Source organism: Candidatus Tisiphia endosymbiont of Nemotelus uliginosus (genome assembly GCF_964264755.1).
Classification (GTDB): Bacteria; Pseudomonadota; Alphaproteobacteria; order Rickettsiales; family Rickettsiaceae; genus Tisiphia.
The window spans coordinates 121,247-147,766 of the sequence record NZ_OZ183481.1 but is presented as its reverse complement, the minus strand read 5'-3'; the positions used below and the strand labels follow the sequence as shown (position 1 = coordinate 147,766).

Below are 26,520 nucleotides of genomic sequence, written 5' to 3'. Positions count from 1 at the left end.
ACTATACTTTTAACTTACAATTGCTTCGTCGGCTTACACCTCCGCAATGACGGTTGTATTCCTATTCTTATGGATTATTATCCATTTTTCTATAGTTTAGTGCTTCGGCAATATGTATCTTATAGACATTGCGAGAACCTTCTAGGTCAGCTATAGTTCTTGCAACTCGTAAGATTCTATTATATGCCCGCATTGATATACGAAATTTTGTAGCGGCTTCGTTAAGTAAATCTTTTCCATCATCAACTGGTAGTGCATATTCAATAAGCAGTTGCCCATCCAAACGATTATTTGTTTTGATATTATATCCTTCATATCTAGTTTGTTGAATATTGCGAGCTATTTCGACCCTATTGGCTATTTGTTCAGACCCTTCTTCTGTATCATCTCCTATTAAATTATAATTATATGAATCGATAGAGCCTACATTTATATGTAGATCAAATCGATCCATGATTGGACCGGAAATACGCATCTGATAATCACTACCACATTTTGGAGCTCTTGAACATGCTTTATGCGGATCGCTTAAATAACCGCATTTACAAGGATTCATTGCGGCTATTAGCTGAAAGTTAGCTGGATATTTAATATGCGAATTTGATCTAGCAATTAGTATTTCCCCAGTTTCAATTGGTTGCCTTAGAGATTCGATAACATTAGGTGGAAACTCTGGTAATTCGTCTAAAAATAATACCCCATTATGGGCTAATGAAATCTCACCTGGCTTTACTCTTTTACCCACACCACCACCGACCATTGCTGCTATCGAGCAGGAATGGTGAGGAGCACGAAAGGGTCTAACCCTTGATAGTTTGCCATTTGCTAACTTGCCTGCAACGCTTGCTATAGTACTGCACTCTAATATTTCTTCGGGTCGCATTTTGGGTAATATGCCAGGTATACATTGTGCCAGCATCGATTTCCCAGTACCAGGTGGACCAAACATTAATAAATTATGGCTACCTGAAGCTGCTATTTCTAAAGCTCGCTTGGCTGTTTTCTGCCCTTTGATCTCTTTAAAGTCAGGGTAATTTATGATGCTAGTGTCAATTTCCAATTCTGGTGATGATAATATTTGCAGACCTTTAAAATGATTAACTAACTCTATTAAATTACTTGCTACCAAAATATTATTATTGCCAGACCAGGCAGCTTCCTGACCATTCTGTTTTGAACAAATTAGCCCTTTATTTCTAGCTGCAGCACCAATAGCAGCAGGCAAAGCTCCACTGACAGGTAATATAGAACCATCTAGAGATAATTCCCCTATTACTAAATATTCTTGCATTTCTCCAGCTGGTAAAATTTTCATACTGCTAAGTATGGCACAAGCAATAGCAAGGTCAAAATGACTACCCTCTTTAACCAAATCGGCTGGAGCTAAATTTATAAGTATTTTCTTGGCAGGTAGGGCAAGACCTATGGAAGACAGAGCTGCCCTAACCCTTTCTTTAGACTCACCAATGGTTTTATCCGCTAGCCCTACTATAGTAAAATTAGGTATACCTGGCGATATCTGTACTTGCACATCGACATCAATAATGTCTATACCACTAAAGGTTAAACTGCCAAGATGAACTATCATTTACAAAATAAATTTTACTAAATCCAGATTTTTGATAATTTTTGATAATTGCTGGTCGACAAAATGATCCTCCATAACTACCTTTTTTTCTTTCATGTCACTTGCATTAAAACTTATATCCTCCAATAAATTTTCTAAAATAGTATGCAATCTTCTTGCTCCAATATCTTCAATTTCTAAGTTAACTTTTGCTGCATAAGTAGCAATCTTATCTATTGCCTTATCAGTAAATTGTAATTCTACCCCTTCGGTGCCAATTAAGGCTGAATATTGTTTTATTAAACTTGATTCTGGTTCAACCAAGATTTTCACCATATCTTCCTTAGTAAGTGAGTTTAACTCTACTCTAATAGGTAGCCTTCCTTGCAACTCGGGCAATAAATCAGATGGTTTTGATAAATGAAAAGCCCCTGATGCTATAAATAATATATGAGCAGTTTCTACAGGACCATACTTAGTATTAACTGTTGTACCCTCAATAATAGGTAATAAATCCCTCTGTACTCCCTCTCTACTAATCTCTGAGCTTTTTCCCTCAGGTCTTGAAGTGATTTTATCAATCTCATCCAAAAATACTATACCATCATTTTGTACTAGCACTAATGCATCTTGAGTAATTTTTTCTTGATCAATCAATTTATCTGACTCTTCAGCCAAGATAGTTAACATAGTATCTTTAACTAGCATTTTTTTGTTTTTTGTTTTACTAGTACCGATGACTTTGCTGATCATATCAGAAACATTTAACACCCCCATAGCCTCTCCTGGCATACCAGGAATTTCAAAATTACCACCAAATATGCTACCTGAATCTGCTATATTGATCTCAATTTCATTATCATCGAGTTCACCTTTTTCAAGCTTAAGACGAAATTTCTCTCTAGTCTCAACTGATGCCGATTTGCCTACTAAAGCGTCCAATACTCTTTCTACAGTTTTTAAAGTTGCATTAGCAATAACTTCTTTTTTAGCATTAGCTTTTTGGGTATTAACAGCTATCTCCACTAAATCTCGTATTATTGACTCAACGTCTCGTCCAACATATCCTACTTCAGTAAATTTAGTGGCTTCTATTTTAAGAAAAGGTGAGCCGCTAAGCTTAGCAAGCCTTCTAGCGATTTCAGTCTTACCTACGCCAGTTGGTCCAATCATTAAAATATTTTTTGGAACGATTTCTTGACGAAGTGGCTCGGCTACATTTCTACGCCTACAGCGATTGCGTAAAGCGATCGCCACAGCTTTTTTGGCCTTATATTGTCCAACAATGAATCTATCAAGCTCAGCTACGATTTTAGAAGGAGTTAATCCCATAGATTTAGCAGGAATTTCCACTGATTTAGGTGGAGTTCTTACAGGTTTAACCGAAGTTTTTACAGATTTAGCAGGAGTTCCCGCGGATTTTTTCTTAATACTAGTACTCATATAACTTTTTCTAAAATAATGTTATGATTAGAGAAAACACAAATGTCAGCTGCAATATGCATTGATTTTAAAGCAATCTCTTCTGCAGTTAGGTTATTATCAAAAGACATTAATCCCCTAGCACTTGCCAGGGCATATAATCCACCAGAACCAATGGCAGCAGCATCCCCGTCAGGTTCAACTACATCACCATTACCAGTTAGAATTAATATATTTTTTTTATCTGCAACAATCATCATTGCTTCAAGTTTACGTAAATATTTATCGCTACGCCACTCTTTTGCCAATTCTACTGCACTTCTCAGTAACTGGTATGAATGTTTTTCTAGCTTTAATTCTAGTTTTTCAAATAAAGTTAAAGCATCGGCAGTAGAGCCAGCAAAGCCTGCAATAATACTATTATTGAACATAGTTCTTAATTTTTTGGCTGTCGATTTTAAAATTGTATTACCAAGGGAAACCTGACCATCAGCGGTAATCACGACTTCTCCGCCTTTTCTTAAGCACAGTATAGTAGTCCCGTGTAATGAGTTGTCTGACATAAATAATCTTCTAAATATTGATGTTTAGCTATTGATGTTTAGTTGTTTGTTTATTATTATGATGTTTAAGTAATCATTCAGTATCATAATTACAAGACTCTCCTATGAATATTTATTCAATATATGTTAATCCTCAAAAAAAAGATAATGATTTTATCATTATCAAGCAGGGTTTTTCATTATTTGCTGCATTTTTTAATATGTTTTGGGCATTATATCATAGAATGTGGATAGCACTAATCATTACTTTAATAATAAGTGTAGCTATATCAAGCTTAGGTTTTACTTATCTTACCTTTGCCAGTCGAATAGCTATTATGTTAATATTTGGTTTTTTTAGTAGCGATATGAGAGAATATGATCTGCAACGAAAGAAATACCAACTTGAAGAGGTAATATTAGCAAAATCTGAGATAGAAGCTGAATTAAAATTTTTAAAACACTTAAGTAGGTAATAAGAATTAGAGTATAATGAATATGTATGATAAGAACAACGTTTTTGCGAAAATTATTGGCAAGGATCTACCAGCAGAGATAATATATGAAGATGAGAATCTAATAGCATTTAACGATATAAATCCTGTAGCTCCGGTACATGTAATAGTTATACCAAAAAAGGAATATGTTGATTATAGTGATTTTATCCTTAAAGCTTCCAGCGATGAAATTAAAAATTATTTCACCAGACTATCTTATATTGCGTCTCTAGTGGGTTTAGAGCAAGATGGCTACCGTTTAATTACCAATAAAGGTGCAATATCCGGACAGAGTGTGTTTCATTTTCATTTCCATATTATTGGTGGAAGAACTATCTCTAAGTTGGTATAGGTTCTAGAAAAATAGTGGATTGCCACGACCTACTTTCGTGGTCTCGCAATGACGCTTGGCAAGCAGATTTTTTATTTATCATAAGAAAATAGCAAAAAACCGTGAACGCTCAAGTCAATATAAAGCTTCCTAAAAATTAATAGCCCTCCTATCTACAGCTAAAGCTGCTTCCTTTATGGCTTCACTTAAGGTAGGATGGGCATGACAAGTTCTTGCTATATCTTCTGAAGAAGCACCAAATTCCATAAATGCTACAAGCTCTGCAATCATAGTACCAGCTGAAGGGCCTATAATATGTGCTCCAAGTACTTTATCCGTTACGCTATCAGCCAATATTTTTACCATCCCATCAGTACAACCTGTGCTTCTCGCTCGACTATTTGCCAAAAATGGAAATTTGCCGACCTTGTACTCAATCTTAGCTTCTTTTAATTGCTCCTCTGTTAAGCCAACACTTGCCACTTCTGGATAAGTGTAGATGACACTTGGGATAAGGTTGTAATTAACATGACCTGCTAAACCTGCCATAATTTCAACGGCAGCAACAGCTTCCTCTTCTGCTTTATGAGCGAGCATAGGTCCAGCAATTACATCACCGACAGCATAAATATTAGGAATTATTGTTTGGAACTGATCATTAACCGTAATTCTATTGTGTTTGTCCGTTTGAATTGCTAATTTATCTAGACCTAAATTTGTTGTATGGGCTTTTCTACCAACGGCTACTAGCACTATATCTGCTATTACCTGTTGTGCTGAATTGTCAGTTGCTTGTTGTATATCTAAAACAACTTTTCCTGCTTTTTTCTCAGCAGATATCACCTTAGTGTTTAATCGTAATTCAATAGATTGTTTTTGTAGGATTTTGGTAAATTGACTGATAATCTCTTTATCTAAAGCTGGCACAATACTTCCAGCATATTCAATAACCGTTACTTTGGAACCAAGCCTGTTCCATACCGAACCAAGCTCTAAACCGATATAACCCCCACCAATTACTACCATAGTTTCCGGAACTTTAGCAAGACTCAAGGCTCCTGTTGATGACACTATATATTCCTCATCAACAGTAATATTGGGCATTTCAATAATATCAGAGCCAGTAGCAATTAAAATATTCTTAGCCGATATTTGTTCAACTGATGCATCGTTAGTAATTTCTACAAGATTGGCTGAAATAAACTTGGCACTTCCCGTAAATTTAGTGATTTTATTTTTTACAAACAAACCTTCTATGCCTTTGCATAAGTCTGATACTACCTGACTTTTTCTAGTCATCATTTTCTGTAAATCAAGTTTGGCTGAGGTTATAATGCCAATATCGGCACAATGGTTCAATACTTCATGATATTTCTCCGAAAAATTTAGTAATACTTTGGAAGGAATACAGCCAACATTTAGGCAAGTACCACCAAGCGTCACCCTTTTCTCTATACAGGCAACCTTCATACCCAACTGGGCTGCTCTTATTGCTCCTGTATAACCAGCCGGACCACCACCAATCACTATTAAATCAAATTCTTTCATATATTTTCCTCCATAATAATAGCATTATAAACCATAAACATACCAACACTAATAGTTTCTAAAAAAATAATTGCTTTTTAATTCTTCAAAATCATTAAATAATGTGGTACATCCTTAAAATAGCCTGTAGATGGAGCAAAACTATCAACTATTTTGAAACCAGCTTTTTTATAGGCACTAATTGCTTTATGGTTTGATTCACTAGGATCAATTATCCAAGTGCTAACTTGTTTTGTTGTATTTATAAATCTTGCTAAGGTCATTGAGCTTAAACCCAATCCTAGAAAATTTTCTTGTCCTATCATAAAATCTATAGTCCAAGTGATTTCCTTAGGTTTAACCCAAGATAGTAGATGTTCTGGTGTAGAGTCGTTTGCATCTGATGTCATTATTAACGCATAGGGTTGCATATCATAAAAGCCTAGCCAATAATCAAAAATATCTTTCGTACCTTGCAAGTAATTCTGTAGGTTTTCCAGTAGATCGCTACTATTGTCCCAATAATTTTTAATGTGTGGTTTATCAAGCCAAGATTTTATTAAACCTTCATCCCGTGATTGAGCTAGGCAAAAACTTATCTTAGCATCATTTAGTTCTGTATATTTACTCATATCAAACTATGTCTTTTTGTAAATAGTTGGTTGCAGCCTTTATAGCCTTTTCTTTTTCTTCCTTAATGGTTTCGACTGTACGCCATTCATTATTTTCAAAAGAGCTTAATAATAATTTTTCCTCTTCATCAAGCAGTATTTTTGAAGAATTATGGTTTTTATTTCTCATTGTTTTTCGTCTCCTTTAAATATTTTTGAGTAGCTTTACGGCGACGCGGCAACCTACTCGCCAAGCGTCATTGCGAGCTACCGTAGGTGGCGTGGCAATCCTTTCTAACCACTTTTCTGGATTGCTTCGTCGACCTACGGTCTTCTCGCAATGACGTTGTGAGGTTAGATTGCTTCTTGGCTTAAGTCTTTTCGCTAATAGATGTCTTGTACTTTAACTTTTTTCCGTGAACACTCACGACTATAGATTACTTCCCCGCCTTATTTGCCAATACCCAATTACTATCTAAGTAATCATTGCTATATTTAGCTAAATATTCCTGATATTTACCTTTAAAATCAGTAATAGTTTGGCGGGATAGTGCAATAATCCTTGTGGCTATACTGCTAGCAAAATCTCTATCATGAGTTACCAATATTAGAGTACCTGGGTAGTTAATTAGTGAATTTTTTAGCATATGCTTAGATTCAATATCTAAGTGATTGGTTGGTTCATCTAATACCAATATGTTACTTTCTTCTAAGATAATTTTGGCTAATAATAAACGAGCTCCTTCCCCACCACTCAAATTTAAAATATTCTTAGTTACTTCATCTTTACGGAATAATAATTGACCTAATATACTACGCAACGTATTGTCATTCTCAGTAGGTATTTGGTTGGATAACCAATCAATAACGTTGATATTTTCATTGAGTAATTCATGATGATCCTGAGCAAAATAAGAAATTTGAGTTTCGTATCCCCATTCATAACTTCCCAAATCTGAGAATATTTTACCAAGAAGGATTTTTAGTAAAGTAGATTTACCAATACCATTTGGACCAATAATAACAATTTTTTCTCCTCTTGTTACAGTAAAACTTACATTATTTAATATTTTTTTATTCTCATAATTTTTAGAAATACCCTTAACTTGTAGCACTAATTTTCCAGATGGTCTTTTTTGCTTAAAATTAAAATACGGGCTAATACGTGAACTTTTTTGTATATCAGGTAATTCCATTTTCTCTATTTGCTTTTCTCGTGAGCTACTTTGCTTAGCTCTGTTAGCGGAAGCCCGGAATTTATCGACAAAAACCTGCATAGTAGCAATTTTTTTCTCTATATTAGTGAGATCCTTAAGCTTTTGATCGGCAATTAGCTGTTTATCACGAATAAAAATATCATAATTACCAGTATAAGTTTTGATGGTACCGTAATCTATATCCAAAACATGGGTAGAAATATTATTAAGAAAAGCCAAATCGTGCGAAATAAATACTAAAGCACCTTTGAATTTTTGTTTTAGATAATTTTCTAGCCAATAAATCGATACTATATCAAGATGGTTGGTCGGCTCATCAAGTAATAATATATCAGGATTGTTGAATAAACTTTGGGCTAGTAATACTCTAAGTTTGTAGCCACCGGATAAAACGGATAACGGTTGATGATGATATTTTTCTTGTATCCCTAAACCTAGAAGTAACTCAATGGCAAAAATTTCTGAGATATATCCATCATTATCAGCAATAATTTGTTCCAATTCACCTAACCGATAACCGCTTTCCTCATCACATTTCTCATTCCCTAATATTTTTTCCTTTTCTTGTAGAGCCTGCCATAATTCGCTTCTACCAGCAATAACAGTATTAATAATTGAAGTATTTTCATAAATAAATTGATCTTGTTTTAAGCAACCAATACGAGCCTTCTTAACTATATTGACTTCACCAATGCTTGCTTCCTCTTCTTTAATTAGAACTTTAAAAAAAGTAGATTTACCAGCACCATTCGCTCCAACAAGCCCATATCTATTACCATTTTTGATATGAACATTTACATCGGTAAATAATATTTTTGCACCATAACTCATGGCTAAATTAGTTGCGATAATCATAAGGTATAATTAGGTAATAATGCACCATTTTTTAATTTTAATTTAACCTGCTTAAGTGATCTCGGATCTGCCTCGATTACTTCAAGTTCAACCTGTTCCTCAATATCAATTTTAATACCAACCGAAGGCACATTACCTACTTTTGCTAAAACTAAACCACCAATTGTATCGAATTCATCATTTTCTGTTTTTAACTTCACTCCAAGAGCCAATTCAAGCTCCTCAACCTTCACTCGAGCATTTGATAAAATGGTATTACTATTGATAATTTTAAAATTATCAATATCCGATTTTTTATCATGTTCATCATCTATTCTACCAACTATCTCTTCCATAATATCTTCAATGGTTACAATGCCATCAGTTCCACCATATTCGTCAACAACTATAGATATCTGTACACGATCTCTTCGCATTTTTGCTAGTAAATCTATCAATTTCATTGAAGGAGCAGAGATGATAGGCTTACGAATTATTCTTTTTAACGGCAAATTCTGCTTAGTAACAAGGAGTTTAAACAAATCTTTTATATGAATAAAACCAACTATATTATCCAAAGTTTCATCATAAACTAACGTTCTAGTATGAGGTATTTTGCTATTAAGTATTTGACCTAATTCCTCTATGCTAGTGGTTAATTTTACTGCCTTAATATCAGATCTAGGGATCATTACATCTTCTACAGTTTTATGACCAAATTTCAAAAGATTCATGAAAATCTTTTGTTCTTCTAACGTCATTTTCTTACTGTTAGATTTTAGCTTTTTAATAGTATAATAAAAATTATCCTCTATCTTTTCTTTAAAAAACAGACGAAAAAACCAAGACTTAAGAATATCAAATTTTGAAGGATTTGTAAGCATAGCCTTTTTAGAGTTAATAGAGGAAATATCTTCTTTTTTCACATAACCTAGCATAATTGTTAATATGGAGAAACAATAGCAAAATCCTTTAATATTTCTACTTCTAAATTTTCCATAATAGTTGCTTCTTCGTCATTTTGGTGATCGAAGCCAAGTAAATGCAAAATACTATGTACCAAAAGATGTATAAAATGATCCCTAAAGCTTTTATTTTGACTTATCGCTTCACTCTGAATTATTTCATACCCAAAAGCTATGTCTCCCAAATACATATAACCTACATTAGGAGTAAATTCAAGTAAATGCCGAAAGTCTAATTCTATATCAGGAAATGATAGCACATTTGTAGGTTTCTCCTTACCACAAAATTGGCTATTCAAATTTAACATTTCATTATTATCAGTTAGTAATATCGCTAGCTCAAACCTTGCAACTCCTTTAAAATTCTTATATCTACTTAGTATAGCACACGCAACCTTCTTCACTAATAGTTTATTGATAAATTTATGATTTTCCCAATCTTGATAAGTGCGAATAATTTCCACATTGATTTTCATAATATAATTTGTTGTTGAATATGGCTGAGCAAATATAGCTTCTACAATTGATTTAAATAGCCTTAATTATATAGCTTTATAATTAATTTACACCAAATTTATTTAAATTTTTATTGCGAAACATAGTTGCTCCATATTATAGTCAATTCAGGGGAATTTGGGGCTAGGAACGATGGAGCAACGCCTATAAGTAATAGGCGAGCATTGAGCGACAACGTCACCAACTTCTCATCAATTGACTATACGAGCTTTATGGATTGCCACGCTCACATACATTCGCTCTCAATGACGCTTATCGATCAGCTTTTTTCATACAAAATCTTTAAAAACGTATAAGATATTGCGTAAAAAATTAAACTATATATAATGCACAAAATAATTTTTAAATAGGAGAAATATTATGACCGCCCCTAATATACCAAATACACCAAGAATATTGAGAACAGAAGAAAGAATAGAAGCAGCAGAACCTGCTGTAGTTGTTAGAGATTCGACTTTTGGAGAATCATTAACTGTAAGGGCAGGAGGGCGTACTGTCACTCTTACAGGACATGATTTCCATCTCCTCTTTTTATCTCTTACCCCTGATGGTCATCTAGAATTTAACTATGGTGACGAGGATTATAGCATAGACGTTATAGGAGATATGCATATTACTTTATCATAATATCACCTAATTCAATAGGTTTTGCTATAGATAAATCTAAGCATTGAAACATAGGCAACGAAGTAATTCAAAAAGTAACTAGAATTGCTTCGTTGTAGCAAAAATACTCCTAGCAATGACGAAATATATATGGTCTGTAAATGCCATACGTAAGATGAGTCATTAAAATCAATAAACTTCATAATTTTCTAGCAAAATTATTTCTTATTCAGCTATAATCCTGATTTAAGCAATTAAAATAAGTTGATGATAAAAATAGGCAATATTCAGCTACCTCATTCGGTGATATTAGCCCCAATGTCGGGGGTTACTGATTTACCATTTAGAAAATTAGTACGAAAATTTGGTGCAGGTCTGGTAATCTCTGAAATGGTTGCTAGTAGGGCAATGATTATTGAAACAAGGCAATCTTTACAAAGATGTGCGATCATTCAAGATGATGCTACTGGTTCATGCGTACAGATTGCTGGATGCGAACCCGATATAATAGCAGAATCAGCTAAAATGAATGAGGATATGGGAGCCAAGATTATTGATTTAAACTTTGGTTGTCCAGCTAAAAAAGTAGTTGGCGGCTATTCTGGTTCTGCTTTAATGCGAGATGAGAAATTAGCGGCAAAAATCTTAGAAACTACAGTAAAAGCGGTAAAAATCCCAGTAACTTTAAAAATGCGTACTGGCTGGGATGAACAAACTAAGAATGCCCCAAATTTAGCAAAAATAGCCTATGATGCTGGTATACAAATGATCACCATTCATGGTAGGACAAGATGCCAGTTTTATTCTGGTCAAGCAGATTGGGAGTTTATACGACAGGTTAAGGATGCGGTAAAGATTCCCGTTATCGCTAATGGAGATATTACTTCCTTGTCTAAAGCTAAGGAATGCTTACAAAAATCGGGGGCTGATGGTATAATGGTTGGTCGGGGAGTATATGGTAGACCGTGGTTTATTTCTCAAATAGCCCATTATCTTGCAACAGGAGAAGAACTACCCTCCCCTTCAATGGCAGAGCAGTTAGAAGTGATATTAAGTCATTATGATGCCATGCTAGAATATTACGGGAACGATACCGGCGTTCAGCTAGCGAGAAAGCATATAGGTTGGTATAGTAGTGGTTTAGCAAACTCAGCGGAATTTAGAGGAGGAGTTAACATAATGCTTGATCCAGTTAAGGTTAAAGACAAGATAACTGAATTTTATGAAAAATGTTTTTAACCTTGTAACCCCTCATCTCTTAAGCAATACTACTCCCTCTAAAGCGATTATTGCTCCTAATAGCAGAAGATGTAACAGAACGAGGTAGAGATGTAGAGGAAGTTATGGTTTTTCTTATATCATGAGCTTTTTTCTTGATTTTTTCGATGTTCATTGTTTCTGCTTGCCCCTCACGTAATTTTGCTCCCATATCTTGAGATTGTTCAGTAGTAAGAATCTTCTCGCCTTTTGCCATTTTAATTAAATTATCTACAATGAAAGGTCCACAATCTTTATCGTTTTGTTGTTGTTTAGTCTTTAAATCAACGATTTTAGCATTATCAGGGCAAACTTCTTTAATCATCTCTACCAACTTTGATCTTTGCTCTATCTCCGTTCCCATAGGATCATTATAGGTAAATACTATCTTATTATCCCTATCCTTAGTGATTGCTAAACTAACCCAGTGTTCATGTCCCGTATTAATTGGCATAACAGCATAGTCTTTTCCACTATTTACCGATGCGATAGCTTCAAGCATAACATGTCGTAACATTTCATTGTTATACTGCTCAGAAGCTAGTGATACAGCTGGTTGGATAGAAACATTTTCGTTTAATGAGGCTTTTAGTAAATTGGATATATCCAAATCATTATACCAATAATTCTCTTTTGTTAGATTATTTTCCTGAGAGGATTCTACCTTGTTTTGTTTTGTTAGTATCGGTATCGATTTTCCCTCTTCATTTGCCATTTGTTTAAAAGCATTGATAACTCTCTTAAGGACACTCTCTGGTTTATAGTCGTTTAGATTCTCTTGCATATCAAAAATAGTTCCGCTATTAATGCTAGGAATAGCTTCCCTTTGTTTAATTTCACCCACAATATAAGAGCTTTTTCCTTGACCTTGAGCTAATGGGATACAGCCATTGTTAAAATTTTCGATAGTGTATCCCTGTTGAGTTACGGTATATTTAGCTTGTTTGGCAAGATTCTGAAGTTTTTGAGGATCAGATAGGTCAAAATATATATCAATAGGATTTATTTCTGTTCTACCAATATCTTTTTGGAATTGTTGAGATAATTGTGATATATAATTTTCCAGTTTTTTAGCACCACCAACTTTATCTTGTAAAATTTCTTCAACTTCTAACTTAATACCTAATTGTTGATCTTTGTTAATGATATCAAATTTGTTTGCAATAATATTAGCTACATCATCAATAGATGAAGGATTGCTGGCTACAATTACCCTAGTATTACCTAAGTCTTTTGCTGCTTTTACTACCTCAATTAATCTCTCTTTATTAGGTAATCCCCCTGACAATAATATATTAGGAGGTCTGTTTAGAATCTCTGACTCTATTAAATTGCTAACTGGCATAGATTGGATGTGCGAAGTTTTTTCTTTTGCTACATGTTTTTCAGCCACAGCCCTAATTTGGTCATTAGCATTAGCAAAAAACACATGGTTGACCCCGGTAAGAAGAGGTTGCCAACTAGATTGTAGATTTTGAGCTTGTGAGTTATAATTGCTAAAGGTTAAACAAACCTTGACCCCTAAGTTTTTTAAATCCGTTAAATCATCTTCATCAAATAACGGTTTTTCCATATTTGAATTAAATTGTATATTAAGTATGGGTGTTTTTCCTAGATTCTCAGCTTTATCAAATATTTCACTTACTATATTTTCCTTATCTAGTTTACCATCTTGTATGTGGGGTTTAAGCTCAATAGTTGATATTGCTGAGCTAAATTTAGACATATTGGTGCTATGCTGAGTTTCTTGGCTTTCATGACTACCACCAATATTAAATAACAATACATTATTTTTTCCTTCATCTAATGGCATATGCACCTCTAACTAACTATAATATTGAACGACTATCAGTTTAAACTAAAAAACAAGCAAGGTCAATTCTTCAAAGCAAAACAGCATATTAGTTGTATAATAATCTCACCCCCTTTAATAATATACTATTATAAACATGCACTAATATATTATTTATTGGTAGAGTTGATTAAATGGTAATAGTAATTGGCTATAAAAATAATATAGGGGAAAATAATGCATTGGAATGATGTTGACGAAATTGCTATGAGCTTAGAAGAAAACTATCCAGATGAAGATATATCTGAATTAACACTAAAAGATCTTGAGGACTTAATAAAATCATTGAGTGATTTTGATGACCACGAAATTGAAACAAATAAAGAGGTGTTAAAAGAAATTCTTGAAGCTTGGAAAGAAATGAAAGATAGTAATTTTGAGGGTTAATAGTAAATTTTTTAAATTGTAAGATTAAATGGAGATTTATGGTAATATAATGGTCCCCAAAATTTAGACAAAAAATAAGAGGAAATGAGATAGAATTCTTTAGCAAAAGAATAAGGAGCTAGAGATGAAAAAACAAGCTAAGCAGTATAGTGCGGAAGAAAAAACTAAAATTGTCATAGAGGCGATAAAGGGGGAATTAACTATAGCCCAGATAACTAGCAAGTATGGGGTTCATGCTACACAGATAAGTAACTGGAAAAAACAAGGTCTTGAACTGTTAGTACAAGGTTTTAAGAGTAAGGCACAGAGCAGTGATCTCCGCTATTTCCTGAAGCCCCGCCTGTTGAATCAGAATCTGGGTCTGACTCGTCATCAGTTAAAGCTACATCGCTGGAATTGCAGTCTGTGGAATTGTAGGGTGACGCTTCACTTACTGAGCTTACCGTTACCTCAGACGGCAAATTAAAACTTTGTTCTTCAGTTGATTCAGCTTTTGGCAAACTTTGTCCACAATTTTGTCCACAATTTTTTCCATTTTTTTTATATCTAGATAAAGATATAGATATATTATTATCTATTATATTGAGTGGAGAAAAATTTTTTTCAGTTGAGTGGTAATTTTTTTCCGGTTGAGTGAAAATTTTTTTATGGCTAGATCGATTATTTATGTGATTAAAGTGAGAAGAATTATCGTTAGCTTTACGAAAATTTATAAATTTCTTAAGGAGTTTGATACATAAAATATTGCGGCATTTTAGATTATGTTTAATCGTAGTAATTAAAGTGAAATTAATGAACCCACTTGTTTGTAATTCTCTTAGACATTGTGCAATCCGTTTTTGGCAAACTCCTAGTTCTTTTTCGAAGAAATGATAGCCTTCTTGTAATTCTTCTACTTGCTTATCCTTATTATAAAACTGTAGACGGGAAACTATCAACGACAGGAGCTGACGAGAAGTTTTACTTAATTGCTTACCACAATTATTAGTAAGGTTTCGCCATTCAGGTGGGACGAAATTACCGACTATATTATAGAAAATAGTATCTGGATTTTTAACTAAGCTATCGGAAAAAGTTAACGATTCTGTCATACTTCCTCCCCGTGAAAAACGGTTAAAAATAGACTGTTTTGTAGGTCAATTTTGGGGAGTTTTGCTGGAAAACCAAAATAAAACCAAAATAAAAATGTTTGAGTGAAGTTGTAGAACCTCGAGAAGGTGGGGCGAAAGACGGGACTTGAACCCGCGACCCTCAGATCCACAATCTGATGCTCTAACCAACTGAGCTACATCCGCCATATAACCTGCATTAAAGTAAATTATTATTACCTGTAAGTCAAGTATATTTGTATCTCACCTTAAGCATGGTATTTAAAAGTAATAGAAAAAATAGCATAGCGTCATTGCGAGGAAGCGTAGTCGACGAAGCAATCCAATCTAGAAAAGCGATTAGAAATGGATTGCTTCGTTGGTCTAGGGTATGTCGTCACGAGATTGTGATTGCATAATTTTATGTGATTTGTTATTATAATTGTAGTAATAAAAATAGGCGATAAGAAGCAATGAGTTTAGCACATAGAAGACATGATATAAGCGATGAGCTTTGGAATAAGATAGAAAGTAATTTACCTGGTCAGAAAGGTTGTTGGGGAGGTATTGCAAGAGACAATAGAACTTTTATAAATGCAGTGATGTGGATATTTAGAACGGGAGCTCCATGGAGAGATTTGCCTCCTGATTATGGCAATTGGAAGAATGTACACAGAAGATTCTGTAGATGGCGTGATAATGGGATATGGGAGAATTTGCTAAATATTTTTATAAATGCTCCTGATTTTGAATGGTTAATGATAGATTCTACATTTGTAAAAACTCACAAAGCAGGACTTGGAGCGAAAGGCGGGAATCAAACGGTTAGTCGCACAAAAGGGGACTCAATACAAAGGTACATATGGCCGTGGATGCGTATGGTATGCCGGTCAGAATTATTGTTACAGAAGGTTCCAGAAATGATTGTACTCAAGCTTGTGAGTTAATCCAGAATATGGAGGCACAACATCTTATGGCTGATAAAGCTTACGATACAAACGCCATAATAGAATCGGCTGTGAATGCAAACATAATTCCTGTAATACCATCAAAAAGAAACAGGAAGATTCAAAGAGAGATAGATAAATATCTATATAAGCTAAGGCACATTATTGAAAATACATTTCAAAAATTTAAAGAATGGCGTGGTATAGCAACAAGATATGCTAAAAATACAAAATCATACATGGCGGGTCTTTGTTTAAGGGCTTTACTAATGTGGGCTCAAATCTCGTGACGACACACCCTAGCGACCTCCTCGCAATCTGATGTATCCCCACGAAATTCTTGCTACATGAAACCTAGATGTCAAGCAGTTTACGAACTATTTGACACGTGGAAAGTATAATCAAAACGCTATGTATTTTAAAAAATTTCTAATTTTGAGAATTTATTGCATTTTTTGACCTGATTAAATGTTCTTCAAACCTTGTGAAGTCTAGGGTTTACTAAAATCAATTAATTGGCAACTCGCATTATTTTGCAACAATTTCGTGGGGATACATCAGCTCGCAATGACGGGTTTGTATGGTAATTACCCTGAGTTTATATTTACACACAACCTTTAGTTATAATTTAGCTCTCTTTTCAACTTTCAACAGTTATGGTCACCAACCTTCCCTGAATTGACTTATATCTGTTTCTTATTAATGGCAATATAAAACACTAACATCATGCTAATTGCAATGCTCAGTATAAATAATGGTAATTGTATCAATGTTCCGTCATGCATATATCCCATTAGCATTGTGAAACCTGCGATAATTACATAATACATAAAACCAAAAAGTGAGGCAGCAGTACCAACAAATTGACCATAATTTTCCAAAGCTTGACTGATGCAATTGGGAATTACCATCATAGCACCAGTGTTAATCATGCCCATCCATAATAAAGTTTGGAATACAGAGCAGATTACATCATCTTTATTAATTAGATTAAAATAGTTAGATAAAAAGAATAGCAGAGATCCTAAACACATAAGCTTAACACCTGCAAAAATAATATTGTCAGATGTTATTTGCAATTTGTGCATCTTTTTAGATATCAGCCCACCTAAAATTGAGGGAATACACATAAAGAATGCTATCATACCAAATGATGAAGCTGCCATATTTAGTCCTGAGATAAAATAAAAAGGCGCTTCAGCAAAATAGCCAAATCCAATACCATTTACTGCTCCAATTAAAAATACGAAACCGAGCAATCTTATATCTCTGATCATTTTATTAAAACATTCTTGATACAATATAATAATCGAGCGTTTAGCCTCTAGATTTTGGTTAGTTTCTGGAAGTTTAGCTGATATTAACAACATAATTAATATTGCCATTACGATTAATACAAGAAATACAGCTGACCAATGATAAAATTTTATTACCAAACTACCGATAATTGGTCCTATAGCAGGAGCAAGAGCCATAGCAATACTTATAGTTGAGAATATCCTACCACGATCTTGCGGGTTTATTGTATCTCTAGCTATGGCCATCCCTAATACTGAGCCAACACTAGCACCAAAAGCTTGCATAAATCTTGCAGCTAGTAACATATTTATATTATCTGCTAGATAACAAATGTAGCATGATAAAGCATAAATTAAAAATCCTATAAGTAGACAAGGCTTACGTCCATAAGAATCAGATAAGTTACCCCATAGTAAAACCCCAACAGCAAAACCAAACAAATAAATAGTAAGGGTATATTCAGCTAAATTAGCACTAATTGCTAAATCCTTGGCTAAGCTAGGAAGTGAGGGAGTATAAATAGTTTCGCTTAGTATCGGTATTGCAATAATTAATATAATAATGTATAATGGTATAATGAAGGTATTTTTAATTTTATCTGATTTCATAACAACTAAGCTATTGGTTTGTACTTATATATATTAGACCTCTTGTATAACCTAAAGATAATTGAGGAATTTTTAGGAAAAACGAAGTCGAGTACCGCAGCGTACTAAGATGTAAGTGAGGAACGGAGACGAGTTTTGACAATAAAATTACCAATTAGATTAGGTTATGCAAGAGGTCTATTAAAGTATTCAGAATATTACACCAATTTTTTAAATTGCAAGTTGTATATCTTTTACAAGAATTATATGAGAAATTTCTGATAATTTCTTACTTTAATCCTGAATATCTGGTAAATCAAGGCAATACCCTATGGAACGAACAGTTTTTATAAATACTTCAGAGTCTTTGTTATTTAGAGATGCTCTTATTCTATTTATATGTACATCAATAGTACGTAGATCAATAACCGCATCCTTTCCCCACACTTTATTTACAATATCTTGGCGAGAAAATATTACTTTAGGGGATTTTATGAAAAGTTGTAAAATCTTAAATTCTGTTGGTCCTAAACGAATTACCCTACCGTTATTAGTTACTTTATAAGTGGTAAGATCCATACTTACTTCTTTATACTTTATAACTTTATCTTGTAGAATTAAATTAGAGCGTCTTAATAAAGATCTTATTAAGAGCATTAATTGATCTGATGTGAATGGTTTAATGAGACAAGCAACAAAGTTGCTATCTTCTAAAGTATAGTTAGACGGAAACTCTCCAGGGTGTAACAAAAAAATTATTGGTACTTTCGCTAAGCCGTCAATTTCTCTTATTGTAATTGCTATATCTGTAGCAACTTTATCTTGTACTATCGAATCAATAATAATGACATCAGGATGATTCACAGTAGAAAAAGATATAGCTTTTTCTACTGTATTAGCCCTAATAAGATTAAACCACGCTCTCTCTATAACATTAGATAAAGAAGCGTTAATGCTTTTAGTTGATTCTATAATAAGAATTCTAGGTGGTAATTTATCAAACATTTTAAATACTAATTAAATGAAGATTTTAGGCATAACTAAATTCTTCTCTTGTATATCCAAATGATTTAAAAAATTGTAGCATAAACAAAAGGTGGAGTTAAGACAACGTATACAGCTATTAAGCATAAGTACATCAATATCCAAAGTTTTGCGAAACCAATTCTAAAGCAAAAGAGTATAGCAAGAGTCTAATATTACATTATTGTAAATTATTGTAATGATATTAAACTTAACTTTTTAAAGTGCAATATTATCGAATTAATTAATAAATTTCTACTAAATTTATTAACATAAGTCTACTAATTTAATTATTTGTTTACAGTCCGTGCAAAACAGTTGCAATTATGCAATCAAAAGATTATTTAGTAGATTCATTAATTATGCCTTATAGTAAAGATAACACTTGAATTAAATATTTTTTATTGTTATAAATAACTTTATTTTGTAGCTGGAGATTCTTATATATGGCTTTTTACGAATCAGTTTTTATCATACGGCAAGATATTTCGTCTGCTGATGTAGATAAAATTACCGATGATTTTACTAAAATTGTTGAAGATAGTAATGGTGAGGTTGTTAAAACTGAATATTGGGGTTTAAGAAGTTTAGCCTATAAAATTGGTAATAACAAAAAAGGGCATTATATTTTTATGGGACTTAAAACTGACTTTTCAGTGATAACTGAAATGGAAAGGAAAATGAAGTTAAGTGAAAATATTATTAGGTTTATTAACATAAATGTTGATTCAATAAGTATTGAACCTTCGCCGATTTTAAGAAGTAAAAGTTTAGACCATGAAGAAATAGTGGATGTAACAATTAATAAAGACTCAATATAATAAAATTGGAAAAGATTAAAATGTTTGAAAATGATGCTACTGACTCCAAGTCAATGACTAGAATGGCTGATAGAACCAATAAAAGGGTGTTTTTTAGAAAACGTAAAGGTTGCCCTCTCTCTATTGCAAATGCTCCAATAATTGATTACAAGAATCCTGACTTGTTAATAAAATTTGTATCGGAGGGTGGCAGAATGCTACCTAGCAGGATCACCAATGTATGTGCAAAAAAACAAAGAAAACTGAAAAACGCTATAAAAATTGCTAGAATTCTAGCATTGTTACCTTTTGTGTTTCAAGTTTGAGCAGAGGAATAAAATGGAAGTTATTTTGATTAAACCCGTAAGAAAGCTCGGGAAAATTGCAGAAATTCTTAAGGTAAAAAAAGGATTTGCTCGTAATTATCTTATCCCTAGGAAATTAGCAATTAGGGCAACAGAGATTAATAAACAGTTCATAGAAACTCAAAAACATGATCTTGAGGAAAAAGACCTAAAAATAAGATCTGAGGCAGAAGCTATTAATAATATCATAAGTAGTAAAGAACTGGTCTTTATTAGACAGTCTTCTGATGATGGTCGGTTGTTTGGTTCAGTGAATAATAAAGAAATTGCCGAAAGTTTATCTAAGGCTTCTTCACAGTTAATATCACATTTAAATATCATTCTTAACAAGCCAATAAAATCAACAGGTGTATTTGTGGTAGAGGTCAGGTTGCACGCTGATCTTAGCACAAACATAACAGTAATTGTGGCACGATCAGAATCTGAAGCACAAGATTATGCAAGGAGCAACAAGCAAGATGCTATTAGTCCTCTTGAGAGTTTTGATCAACAAGAAAATTTTACTCCTAACGATGGAGCAATATAAGATTAGAGACTCATTTTGAAAAGAGGCTTCTTGTATAAGTCGATCTAGTTGGTGATTATTTTTTGTTGAAATTTTCTTCCACTCTTCATAGCTTGTCCAAAAGCTAAGTAATAGAAGTAAGTATCCTACCAAGAAGTAATCAACTCATAGCAAAAAAAATCATGTTTTCATTCCAATTAATTTTAGTTTGCGGACAAACTCTATATACCATAAGGAAAAATTAACTATAATTTTTCCTGCAGAGAATTTTGTTCTAAACGACTCTTAAGCCCTATGAAATCGACTATTTTTGCATCTTGCTCCTGGCAGGCACAAGTAAAAATATATCTATTTTTGTCTGTAATTTTTTGAATACATTGCCCACAAATGCCTTTCATCATACACTGCATAGGAGAATTAATGCTTACTATTAGTTGGGGTTTTTTACCAAAAAAATCATCTTTTTTATCTCTTATAGCTTGCATCATTTCTGAAACACCGGCGGCTATTATCCTATCTATAGCCAAATTCTCCCAGAGAGAACAATACCCCATTATAGCATACAGCAAATTACCCTTAACACTAATATCTTTCGACCGATTTTTTGATAAAATCCCCTCTTCACAACACCAAACTACTATATCAGCTGATTCTTCAATTTTTTCTTGATAAAATCTATCTTGTAAATTTTTATAACCAGCAAAATATATAATTTTACAATTATTATTTTTAAGAGCCTTGGCTATTGAGCATAAAACAGCATTTCCAACCCCTCCTCCAATAAGAACTATATTACTATCTTTCAATATCTCAGTTGGCTTACCATTAGGCCCCATTAGTACTACCTGCTCATTTTTCGATAAATATCTACATAAATTACTTGATTTACCACTTTGCCAAACTATCAAATGAATTAACCCATTTTTTGAATCAACATAAGCTCCAGCAATAGCCAAAGGTTCAATAATTTTTGCAATATCACTAGAATAATTTTGCAAACGGAAAAATTGCCCTGGTTGAAAATTCTTAGCAGCAAGAGGAGAATGTATTACAAGCTCTACTATCTTATCAGATAGAATATTAACCTCTTCAATACGACTCGTTAATAGATAATCTAGTTTAGCAAAGAAATCTATATAACTACCAGGAAAAATTGGACTATTTTTGGTAAGTTTTTCTCCGATATTTTTATATCCCTCTTTACTACTTGCTATGGCTTTAACCACACTTCCATAGTATAAAGGATTACAATCACCAAAATATGTTATATTATCTTCTAAATGATTATTTACTACCTCTTTATCGATACCTATTGCCATCAGTACAGTTCGTGCCTTAAATTTTTTTCTTACACCTAAATTATCAAATTCTATCGATTGGGTATAGTTGTACTGATCAACATCAATACCTAAAGGTATCATATCCTCAACAAATTTTACACCATCCCCCATAGCATACATCACTTCCTCAGGGTTTAACTTATAGGCAGGAGAATCTTTTAATTTACCCCTATAACAAATTGTTACTCCGCCTAATTCGTCTAGGATTTGCTTGATAGATGGTCTAGTTTGTGCTTGCTTAAATAATTTTGCATGCAAAATAAATTCTTCAGCTATTAATCTATCCTCATTTGTCCAATGTTGCTCTGTGTGCTTTTTACCATTCTTTACAACTGATAACTGATAGTTCTTTAGAAACTTTTCTACTTGTAATTTATAATAATTTAAGCTTTCAGTTGCTGCATCAATAGCGGTCAATCCACCACCAATAATGATAATAGGCATCCTGATAAGTAAATTAGTAATAGATTGCTCTAAAAAAGCTCCTCCTGATTGCAAGGTCATTAGAAAGTCGGAAGCTGTTCTAACACCTTTTGCAAGAAAATTTCTCATCTCAACGATTTTGGGTTTAGCAGCCCCAGTACACAAGGCAACATGATCAAATCCCAAATGGTATACCTGCTCCATAGTTATATTGCTATCCAGGCTTACACTACCAAAAATCTTAAACCGACTATTTCTTTGTAACATCAGACGTAATATCGTCAAATTATTTTTATCCCATCTTGGAGTGATACCATATTCAGCCACTCCACCAAAACCTCCTGGTATTCTCTCTGATAAGTTTTTTTTATAATCAGACCAATATTTAATAGGTTGGTTAACATCAAAAGGCAATGGGGTGCTTTTTAAACCATCTATGGCTACTACATCATGCCCATCCCGTAATAAATAATGACTTAAACTAAAGCCAGCTGGTCCTTGACCAACTACTAAAACCTTATAATTAGTTGGAAGATTTGGTAAAGGAGCAAAAATGTTAAGCGGATTCCAATTGGTAAGTAATAAATATATTTCTACCCCATAAGGCAGAAGCAGAGTAGTCCCTAAGATATTAGATTCAACAAGAGGAATATCCACAGCTTGTTGCTTTTGATAGATGCAAGCATTGGAACAATCATTACAAATTCTGTGACCAGTAGCAGCTACCATTGGATTATCAATAATAATAATAGCAAGGGCAGCTAGATTAAATCCCTTTGATTTTACATAATTCATCTCAGAGATTTTTTGCTTCAGCGGACATCCTGACTTTGACAGCATACTCTTCTGATTTGAGTATATTGCTGATAATAACCCTTTAGAACATGAGTCTTTTTCTTGTTTATGACAATAGATACAATAATGAGTATTATTTAAAACCACATCTAGATTGGATGTAGAATCTAAATAATCAAATCCTATTCTTGCATTGTTTCTATACTTAGCGACTTTTTCATGGTCTATTAGATTATCTTTATCTATTTTTTGGGGTAGAGAAAATAATTGGCTTTCAACATTATTGTAAACCATAAAAGCCGCATATTTTGCTGCTATATCTAACTCAGAAGCATATTTTTCAGCATCTAATTGCCATTCCATTACTTGACGAGCAAACTTATTTGTAAAATCACTTTTGTCATTCTCGCATAGGTGGAAATCTAGTTCCCGTACCAAAGCAGGATGACACATACCACAAGGGTGACATCCTACTTTCAAAAGTTTTTCTAGAGAATTTGATACACTAGCAAAATCAATCTCTTGTAATTTCTCATAAGGATATTTTTTTACTGCAACACGCTGAACAAATTTTCTCTTACATTCGTAAATTATATCAAACTCTTGATGGCTAAGTCTTATATTTGCTATTTCTTGCTCGATATCAAATAATTCAGCTAGAAAATCATCAAAAATAGGTGAAATTTCTAATAAAAAATCTGAGTAATATTTCTGATCAACTTGCTCAGGATTAGTTCTTAATGATAAAATAGTTTGATAGAGAGAATAACTATGACTACACAGGAAATTTAAAAAAATTTCATCTAATTTTTTTAGACCTTGTAAATTGTTTAAATCAACAAAGTCTAAACCGGAATTTAAACCAAGAACAAGTGTCATACCGTAATTCTAATTATGGTTTTGTAGGCTACAAGCTAACCCGAATAGCATTACGTCGTCATTGCGACAATAGCTTTGCTGAAATGAAGTAAACCCACTCGTTTTCTTAAATTGCTTCGTCACTACTAAAGTAACGCTTTGCTAAACTGAAAAGATAAGTGTTTACGAAATACTATACACATAGCTTCTTCTTCAGAAATTAATACTGTAGAAGATGGTTCTTTGAAACCCATACAACTATCTTGTAATGTAGTTCGTTTCTTCCACTTAGCAACTGTTTTAGGATTAATAGAATATTTTCTTGCTAAACCTCTTTAAGCTCTCTTGACTACTTTGGATTGCAAAACGTATTACCTCTGTCATTTTGGCACAGCCGTGTAATATTTGTCCCATAATTCCTCTCTTGATGGTAATTCTTTATAATATACTCCATTACACCCTGGGACTAAACACCTAGTAGCCTTATGCAAAAAGTCTGTTATTAATACACCCTTATTGTTTTTTACTATCATCTTTACTATCGTCAAGAGCTGCTCCAAGTATGTCTCCTAGACTAGCACCACTATCAGCAGAACCATATTCTTTGATAGCTTTTTCTCTCCTGTCTATTTCAAGGGCTTTTATTGATAAAGTAACTTTACGAGATGCTTTATCAATGGTGATGATTTTTGCATCAATTCTGTCATTAGGGGCAAATCTTTCAGTTTTTTGTTCGGTTTTTTCACTAGAAAGATCAGCCTTCTTGATGAAGCCCGATACTTTATCGTCTAAAGCCACTTCTATTCTATCATCTTGAACTGCAGTGACTAAGCAAGTAACGATCATATTTTTTTTATACAGCTCAAATTCATCTTGCTGCGTCTCTTCACTTAACTGTTTAATACCTAAACTTATACGTTCCTTTTCAATATCAATTGATAAAACCTTACATTCTATTTGGTCATTCTTTTTATATGTCTTTAACAATTCAATACCATTACCGTCCCAGCTTATATCCGTTTCATGAATCATGCCGTCAATATTGTCATCAAGTGCTACAAACATACCAAAGTCAGTAATATTTCGTATTGGAGCTTTAATTATACTACCTATTGGATTACGCTTAGCAAACTCAATAAGGGGGTTATCTTGACATTGTTTAATACTTAAAGATATTCTATGTTTATCAGTATCAACTTCTAAAATGGTGAATTGCACTTCTTGACCGATAGTAAGCATTTTTTTAGGATGCTGATTTAATTTCACCCAACTAATTTCACTTGAATGTACAAGACCCTCAATACCATCTTTTAGCTCAATAAATACTCCATAATCAGCAATATTTGTTACTTTACCGGTCATTATCGTACCAACCGGAAATTCTTCTTTTATACTTTGCCATGGATTATGATCAAGTTGCTTCATACCAAGTGAAATTCTCTTAGTTTCTTCATTAAATTTTATAACTATAACCTTAACTTTTTGATCTAGAGATAAAACTTCTGAAGGGTGATTTATTCTGCTCCATGAAATATCAGTAACATGCAATAGACCGTCTACATTACCTGAACTACCTAAAGCAATAAATGCACCGTAATCAGTGATATTTTTTACTGTGCCATCTAATATTATCCCTTCCTTAATTTTCGATAACATTTCATCTCTAGCCTCGGATCTTGATTCCTCAAGTATGACTCTTCTAGAAACTACAATATTACCAAGTTTCTTATCCATTTTTAAAATTTGGAATGGCTGCTTGATACCCATTAACGAAGAAATATCTTTTATTGGTCTAACATCTACCTGACTTCCAGGCAAGAAAGCAACAACCCCTGACACATCAACGGTAAACCCACCTTTAACACGCCCAAATATTACACCATCCACAAACTGCTTTTGAGCACATGCAATTTCTAAATGTCCCCATGATTCTTCTCTAATAGCTTTTTCACGGCTTAATATAGTTCTACCGTTGCAACCTTCAATTTTCTCAATATAGACATCAACTATATCACCAACTTCTGGTAAAGGTTGATTACTAGCCAAGGCAAATTCTTCTACCGGAACTCTACCTTCATTCTTTAGGCCAACGTCAACTATGATAATTCCTTTGGCGATACCTACTACTTGACCTTTGACAACAGTACCTTCTTTTATATGGCTAGTACTTATGCTTTCAAGCATTTGTGCAAAATCTTCATGAGATTGAAGGCTAATTTCTGCAAGTTGGGAAACAAATTTTTTCTTAATTTTTTGCATATTATTCTCTAATACTAGTTGTGCCACCTAGTATAATAAATATAGTTAATTGATTTGAATTTGCTCGAGTGAGTTGCTTAGATGTTGACCTAAATTTAGG

The 26,520-nt window shown here is 33.4% G+C and carries 26 protein-coding genes, 1 tRNA gene and 2 pseudogenes; 11 read left to right on the top strand and 18 right to left on the bottom strand.

The window, feature by feature from the left end; translation table 11 throughout:
- Window positions 1-67: 67 nt before the first annotated feature.
- The 3 genes from ACFELW_RS00775 to hslV all read right to left on the bottom strand — a co-directional run bounded on the left by ACFELW_RS00775 (window position 68) and on the right by hslV (window position 3,552).
- A complete protein-coding gene (locus ACFELW_RS00775; protein ID WP_375330143.1) occupies window positions 68-1,588 on the bottom strand; it encodes a YifB family Mg chelatase-like AAA ATPase in 1,521 nt (506 codons plus the stop codon).
- Entirely contained in the window at window positions 1,589-2,899 is a 1,311-nt protein-coding gene (hslU, locus tag ACFELW_RS00770) for an ATP-dependent protease ATPase subunit HslU (protein WP_375330477.1), read from the bottom strand.
- Between the two features lie 107 nt (window positions 2,900-3,006).
- Window positions 3,007-3,552 carry an ATP-dependent protease subunit HslV gene (gene hslV / locus ACFELW_RS00765; RefSeq protein ID WP_094648690.1) on the bottom strand — a complete coding sequence of 182 codons (546 nt, stop codon included), beginning with the start codon at window positions 3,550-3,552 and terminating at the stop codon, window positions 3,007-3,009.
- A gap of 104 nt (window positions 3,553-3,656) precedes the next feature.
- Here hslV and ACFELW_RS00760 point away from each other — a divergent pair, with 104 nt between their 5' ends.
- A complete protein-coding gene (locus ACFELW_RS00760) occupies window positions 3,657-4,007 on the top strand; it encodes a DUF2628 domain-containing protein (protein ID WP_375330142.1) in 351 nt (116 codons plus the stop codon).
- A gap of 22 nt (window positions 4,008-4,029) precedes the next feature.
- A complete protein-coding gene (locus ACFELW_RS00755; RefSeq protein ID WP_375330141.1) occupies window positions 4,030-4,380 on the top strand; it encodes an HIT domain-containing protein in 351 nt (116 codons plus the stop codon).
- Between the two features lie 129 nt (window positions 4,381-4,509).
- Here ACFELW_RS00755 and lpdA read toward each other — a convergent pair whose 3' ends face one another.
- From lpdA to ybeY, 6 genes are all read right to left on the bottom strand, one after another.
- Window positions 4,510-5,907, bottom strand: a complete 1,398-nt coding sequence (gene lpdA / locus ACFELW_RS00750) for a dihydrolipoyl dehydrogenase (RefSeq protein WP_375330140.1) — start codon at window positions 5,905-5,907, stop codon at window positions 4,510-4,512.
- A 77-nt stretch (window positions 5,908-5,984) separates the two neighbouring features.
- A complete protein-coding gene (locus ACFELW_RS00745; protein WP_341759626.1) occupies window positions 5,985-6,518 on the bottom strand; it encodes a GNAT family N-acetyltransferase in 534 nt (177 codons plus the stop codon).
- Between the two features lies 1 nt (window position 6,519).
- Window positions 6,520-6,687 (bottom strand): hypothetical protein, encoded by a 168-nt coding sequence (locus ACFELW_RS00740; RefSeq protein WP_341759625.1) that lies wholly within the window; start codon window positions 6,685-6,687, stop codon window positions 6,520-6,522.
- A 247-nt stretch (window positions 6,688-6,934) separates the two neighbouring features.
- The gene (locus tag ACFELW_RS00735) at window positions 6,935-8,545 is read right to left on the bottom strand and encodes an ABC-F family ATP-binding cassette domain-containing protein (RefSeq protein WP_375330139.1); all 1,611 of its coding nucleotides are present in this window, start codon (window positions 8,543-8,545) and stop codon (window positions 6,935-6,937) included.
- A gap of 20 nt (window positions 8,546-8,565) precedes the next feature.
- Entirely contained in the window at window positions 8,566-9,432 is an 867-nt protein-coding gene (locus ACFELW_RS00730) for a hemolysin family protein (protein WP_341759915.1), read from the bottom strand.
- A 59-nt stretch (window positions 9,433-9,491) separates the two neighbouring features.
- Window positions 9,492-9,989 carry an rRNA maturation RNase YbeY gene (gene ybeY, locus ACFELW_RS00725; RefSeq protein WP_375330138.1) on the bottom strand — a complete coding sequence of 166 codons (498 nt, stop codon included), beginning with the start codon at window positions 9,987-9,989 and terminating at the stop codon, window positions 9,492-9,494.
- Window positions 9,990-10,115: 126 nt separating this feature from the next.
- Here ybeY and ACFELW_RS00720 point away from each other — a divergent pair, with 126 nt between their 5' ends.
- The 3 genes from ACFELW_RS00720 (at window position 10,116) to dusB (ending at window position 11,874) form a co-directional block, all read left to right on the top strand.
- On the top strand, window positions 10,116-10,325 hold the full coding sequence (locus ACFELW_RS00720; protein WP_375330137.1) for a palindromic element RPE2 domain-containing protein: 210 nt from the start codon (window positions 10,116-10,118) through the stop codon (window positions 10,323-10,325).
- A gap of 64 nt (window positions 10,326-10,389) precedes the next feature.
- Complete coding sequence (locus tag ACFELW_RS00715; RefSeq protein ID WP_375330136.1) at window positions 10,390-10,656, top strand: hypothetical protein; 267 nt, start codon at window positions 10,390-10,392, stop codon at window positions 10,654-10,656.
- 246 nt (window positions 10,657-10,902) lie between these two features.
- Entirely contained in the window at window positions 10,903-11,874 is a 972-nt protein-coding gene (dusB, locus tag ACFELW_RS00710; protein ID WP_341759621.1) for a tRNA dihydrouridine synthase DusB, read from the top strand.
- A 19-nt stretch (window positions 11,875-11,893) separates the two neighbouring features.
- On the opposite strand, the gene ACFELW_RS00705 is transcribed toward dusB, so the two are convergent.
- Window positions 11,894-13,705: a Ulp1 family isopeptidase gene (locus ACFELW_RS00705; protein ID WP_375330135.1), complete on the bottom strand. Its 1,812-nt coding sequence runs from the start codon at window positions 13,703-13,705 to the stop codon at window positions 11,894-11,896.
- 216 nt (window positions 13,706-13,921) lie between these two features.
- On the opposite strand from ACFELW_RS00705, the gene iscX reads away from it, so the two are divergent.
- Window positions 13,922-14,131, top strand: a complete 210-nt coding sequence (gene iscX / locus ACFELW_RS00700) for a Fe-S cluster assembly protein IscX (protein WP_375330134.1) — start codon at window positions 13,922-13,924, stop codon at window positions 14,129-14,131.
- Window positions 14,132-14,255: 124 nt separating this feature from the next.
- Window positions 14,256-14,387 (top strand): annotated as a pseudogene (locus tag ACFELW_RS00695) (transposase); the annotation flags it as partial.
- Between the two features lie 34 nt (window positions 14,388-14,421).
- Here the strand turns inward: ACFELW_RS00695 and ACFELW_RS00690 are convergent.
- Window positions 14,422-15,222, bottom strand: a complete 801-nt coding sequence (locus tag ACFELW_RS00690) for a hypothetical protein (RefSeq protein WP_375330550.1) — start codon at window positions 15,220-15,222, stop codon at window positions 14,422-14,424.
- 127 nt (window positions 15,223-15,349) lie between these two features.
- A tRNA-His gene (locus tag ACFELW_RS00685) sits at window positions 15,350-15,426 on the bottom strand.
- A gap of 266 nt (window positions 15,427-15,692) precedes the next feature.
- On the opposite strand from ACFELW_RS00685, the gene ACFELW_RS00680 reads away from it, so the two are divergent.
- Window positions 15,693-16,456 (top strand): IS5 family transposase gene (locus ACFELW_RS00680; RefSeq protein ID WP_375329687.1). Its coding sequence is split into 2 segments (ribosomal slippage): window positions 15,693-16,050 and window positions 16,050-16,456, totalling 765 coding nucleotides; the frame shifts between segments, so codons are not numbered across the junction.
- A gap of 393 nt (window positions 16,457-16,849) precedes the next feature.
- On the opposite strand, the gene ACFELW_RS00675 is transcribed toward ACFELW_RS00680, so the two are convergent.
- Window positions 16,850-18,073, bottom strand: a complete 1,224-nt coding sequence (locus tag ACFELW_RS00675) for a multidrug effflux MFS transporter (protein WP_375330133.1) — start codon at window positions 18,071-18,073, stop codon at window positions 16,850-16,852.
- Between the two features lie 273 nt (window positions 18,074-18,346).
- Window positions 18,347-19,057, bottom strand: a complete 711-nt coding sequence (locus ACFELW_RS00670) for a winged helix-turn-helix domain-containing protein (RefSeq protein ID WP_375330132.1) — start codon at window positions 19,055-19,057, stop codon at window positions 18,347-18,349.
- A 464-nt stretch (window positions 19,058-19,521) separates the two neighbouring features.
- On the opposite strand from ACFELW_RS00670, the gene rpsF reads away from it, so the two are divergent.
- From rpsF to rplI, 3 genes are read left to right on the top strand one after another with little or no spacing between them, the layout of a single operon-like run.
- On the top strand, window positions 19,522-19,896 hold the full coding sequence (gene rpsF / locus ACFELW_RS00665; protein WP_341759614.1) for a 30S ribosomal protein S6: 375 nt from the start codon (window positions 19,522-19,524) through the stop codon (window positions 19,894-19,896).
- A 20-nt stretch (window positions 19,897-19,916) separates the two neighbouring features.
- The gene (gene rpsR, locus ACFELW_RS00660) at window positions 19,917-20,201 is read left to right on the top strand and encodes a 30S ribosomal protein S18 (protein WP_341750523.1); all 285 of its coding nucleotides are present in this window, start codon (window positions 19,917-19,919) and stop codon (window positions 20,199-20,201) included.
- 13 nt (window positions 20,202-20,214) lie between these two features.
- The gene (gene rplI, locus ACFELW_RS00655) at window positions 20,215-20,766 is read left to right on the top strand and encodes a 50S ribosomal protein L9 (protein WP_341759612.1); all 552 of its coding nucleotides are present in this window, start codon (window positions 20,215-20,217) and stop codon (window positions 20,764-20,766) included.
- Between the two features lie 224 nt (window positions 20,767-20,990).
- Here rplI and ACFELW_RS00650 read toward each other — a convergent pair whose 3' ends face one another.
- From ACFELW_RS00650 to ACFELW_RS00635, 4 genes and pseudogenes are all read right to left on the bottom strand, one after another.
- The gene (locus ACFELW_RS00650) at window positions 20,991-24,182 is read right to left on the bottom strand and encodes an FAD-dependent oxidoreductase (protein ID WP_375330131.1); all 3,192 of its coding nucleotides are present in this window, start codon (window positions 24,180-24,182) and stop codon (window positions 20,991-20,993) included.
- 158 nt (window positions 24,183-24,340) lie between these two features.
- Window positions 24,341-24,575 (bottom strand): annotated as a pseudogene (locus ACFELW_RS00645) (helix-turn-helix domain-containing protein); the annotation flags it as partial.
- A complete protein-coding gene (locus ACFELW_RS00640; protein WP_375330549.1) occupies window positions 24,542-24,694 on the bottom strand; it encodes a hypothetical protein in 153 nt (50 codons plus the stop codon). The pseudogene ACFELW_RS00645 and the gene ACFELW_RS00640, both read right to left, overlap by 34 nt.
- Window positions 24,675-26,420 carry a 30S ribosomal protein S1 gene (locus ACFELW_RS00635; RefSeq protein ID WP_375330130.1) on the bottom strand — a complete coding sequence of 582 codons (1,746 nt, stop codon included), beginning with the start codon at window positions 26,418-26,420 and terminating at the stop codon, window positions 24,675-24,677. Before ACFELW_RS00635 ends, ACFELW_RS00640 begins: the two co-directional genes overlap by 20 nt.
- Between the last annotated feature and the right edge of the window lie 100 nt (window positions 26,421-26,520).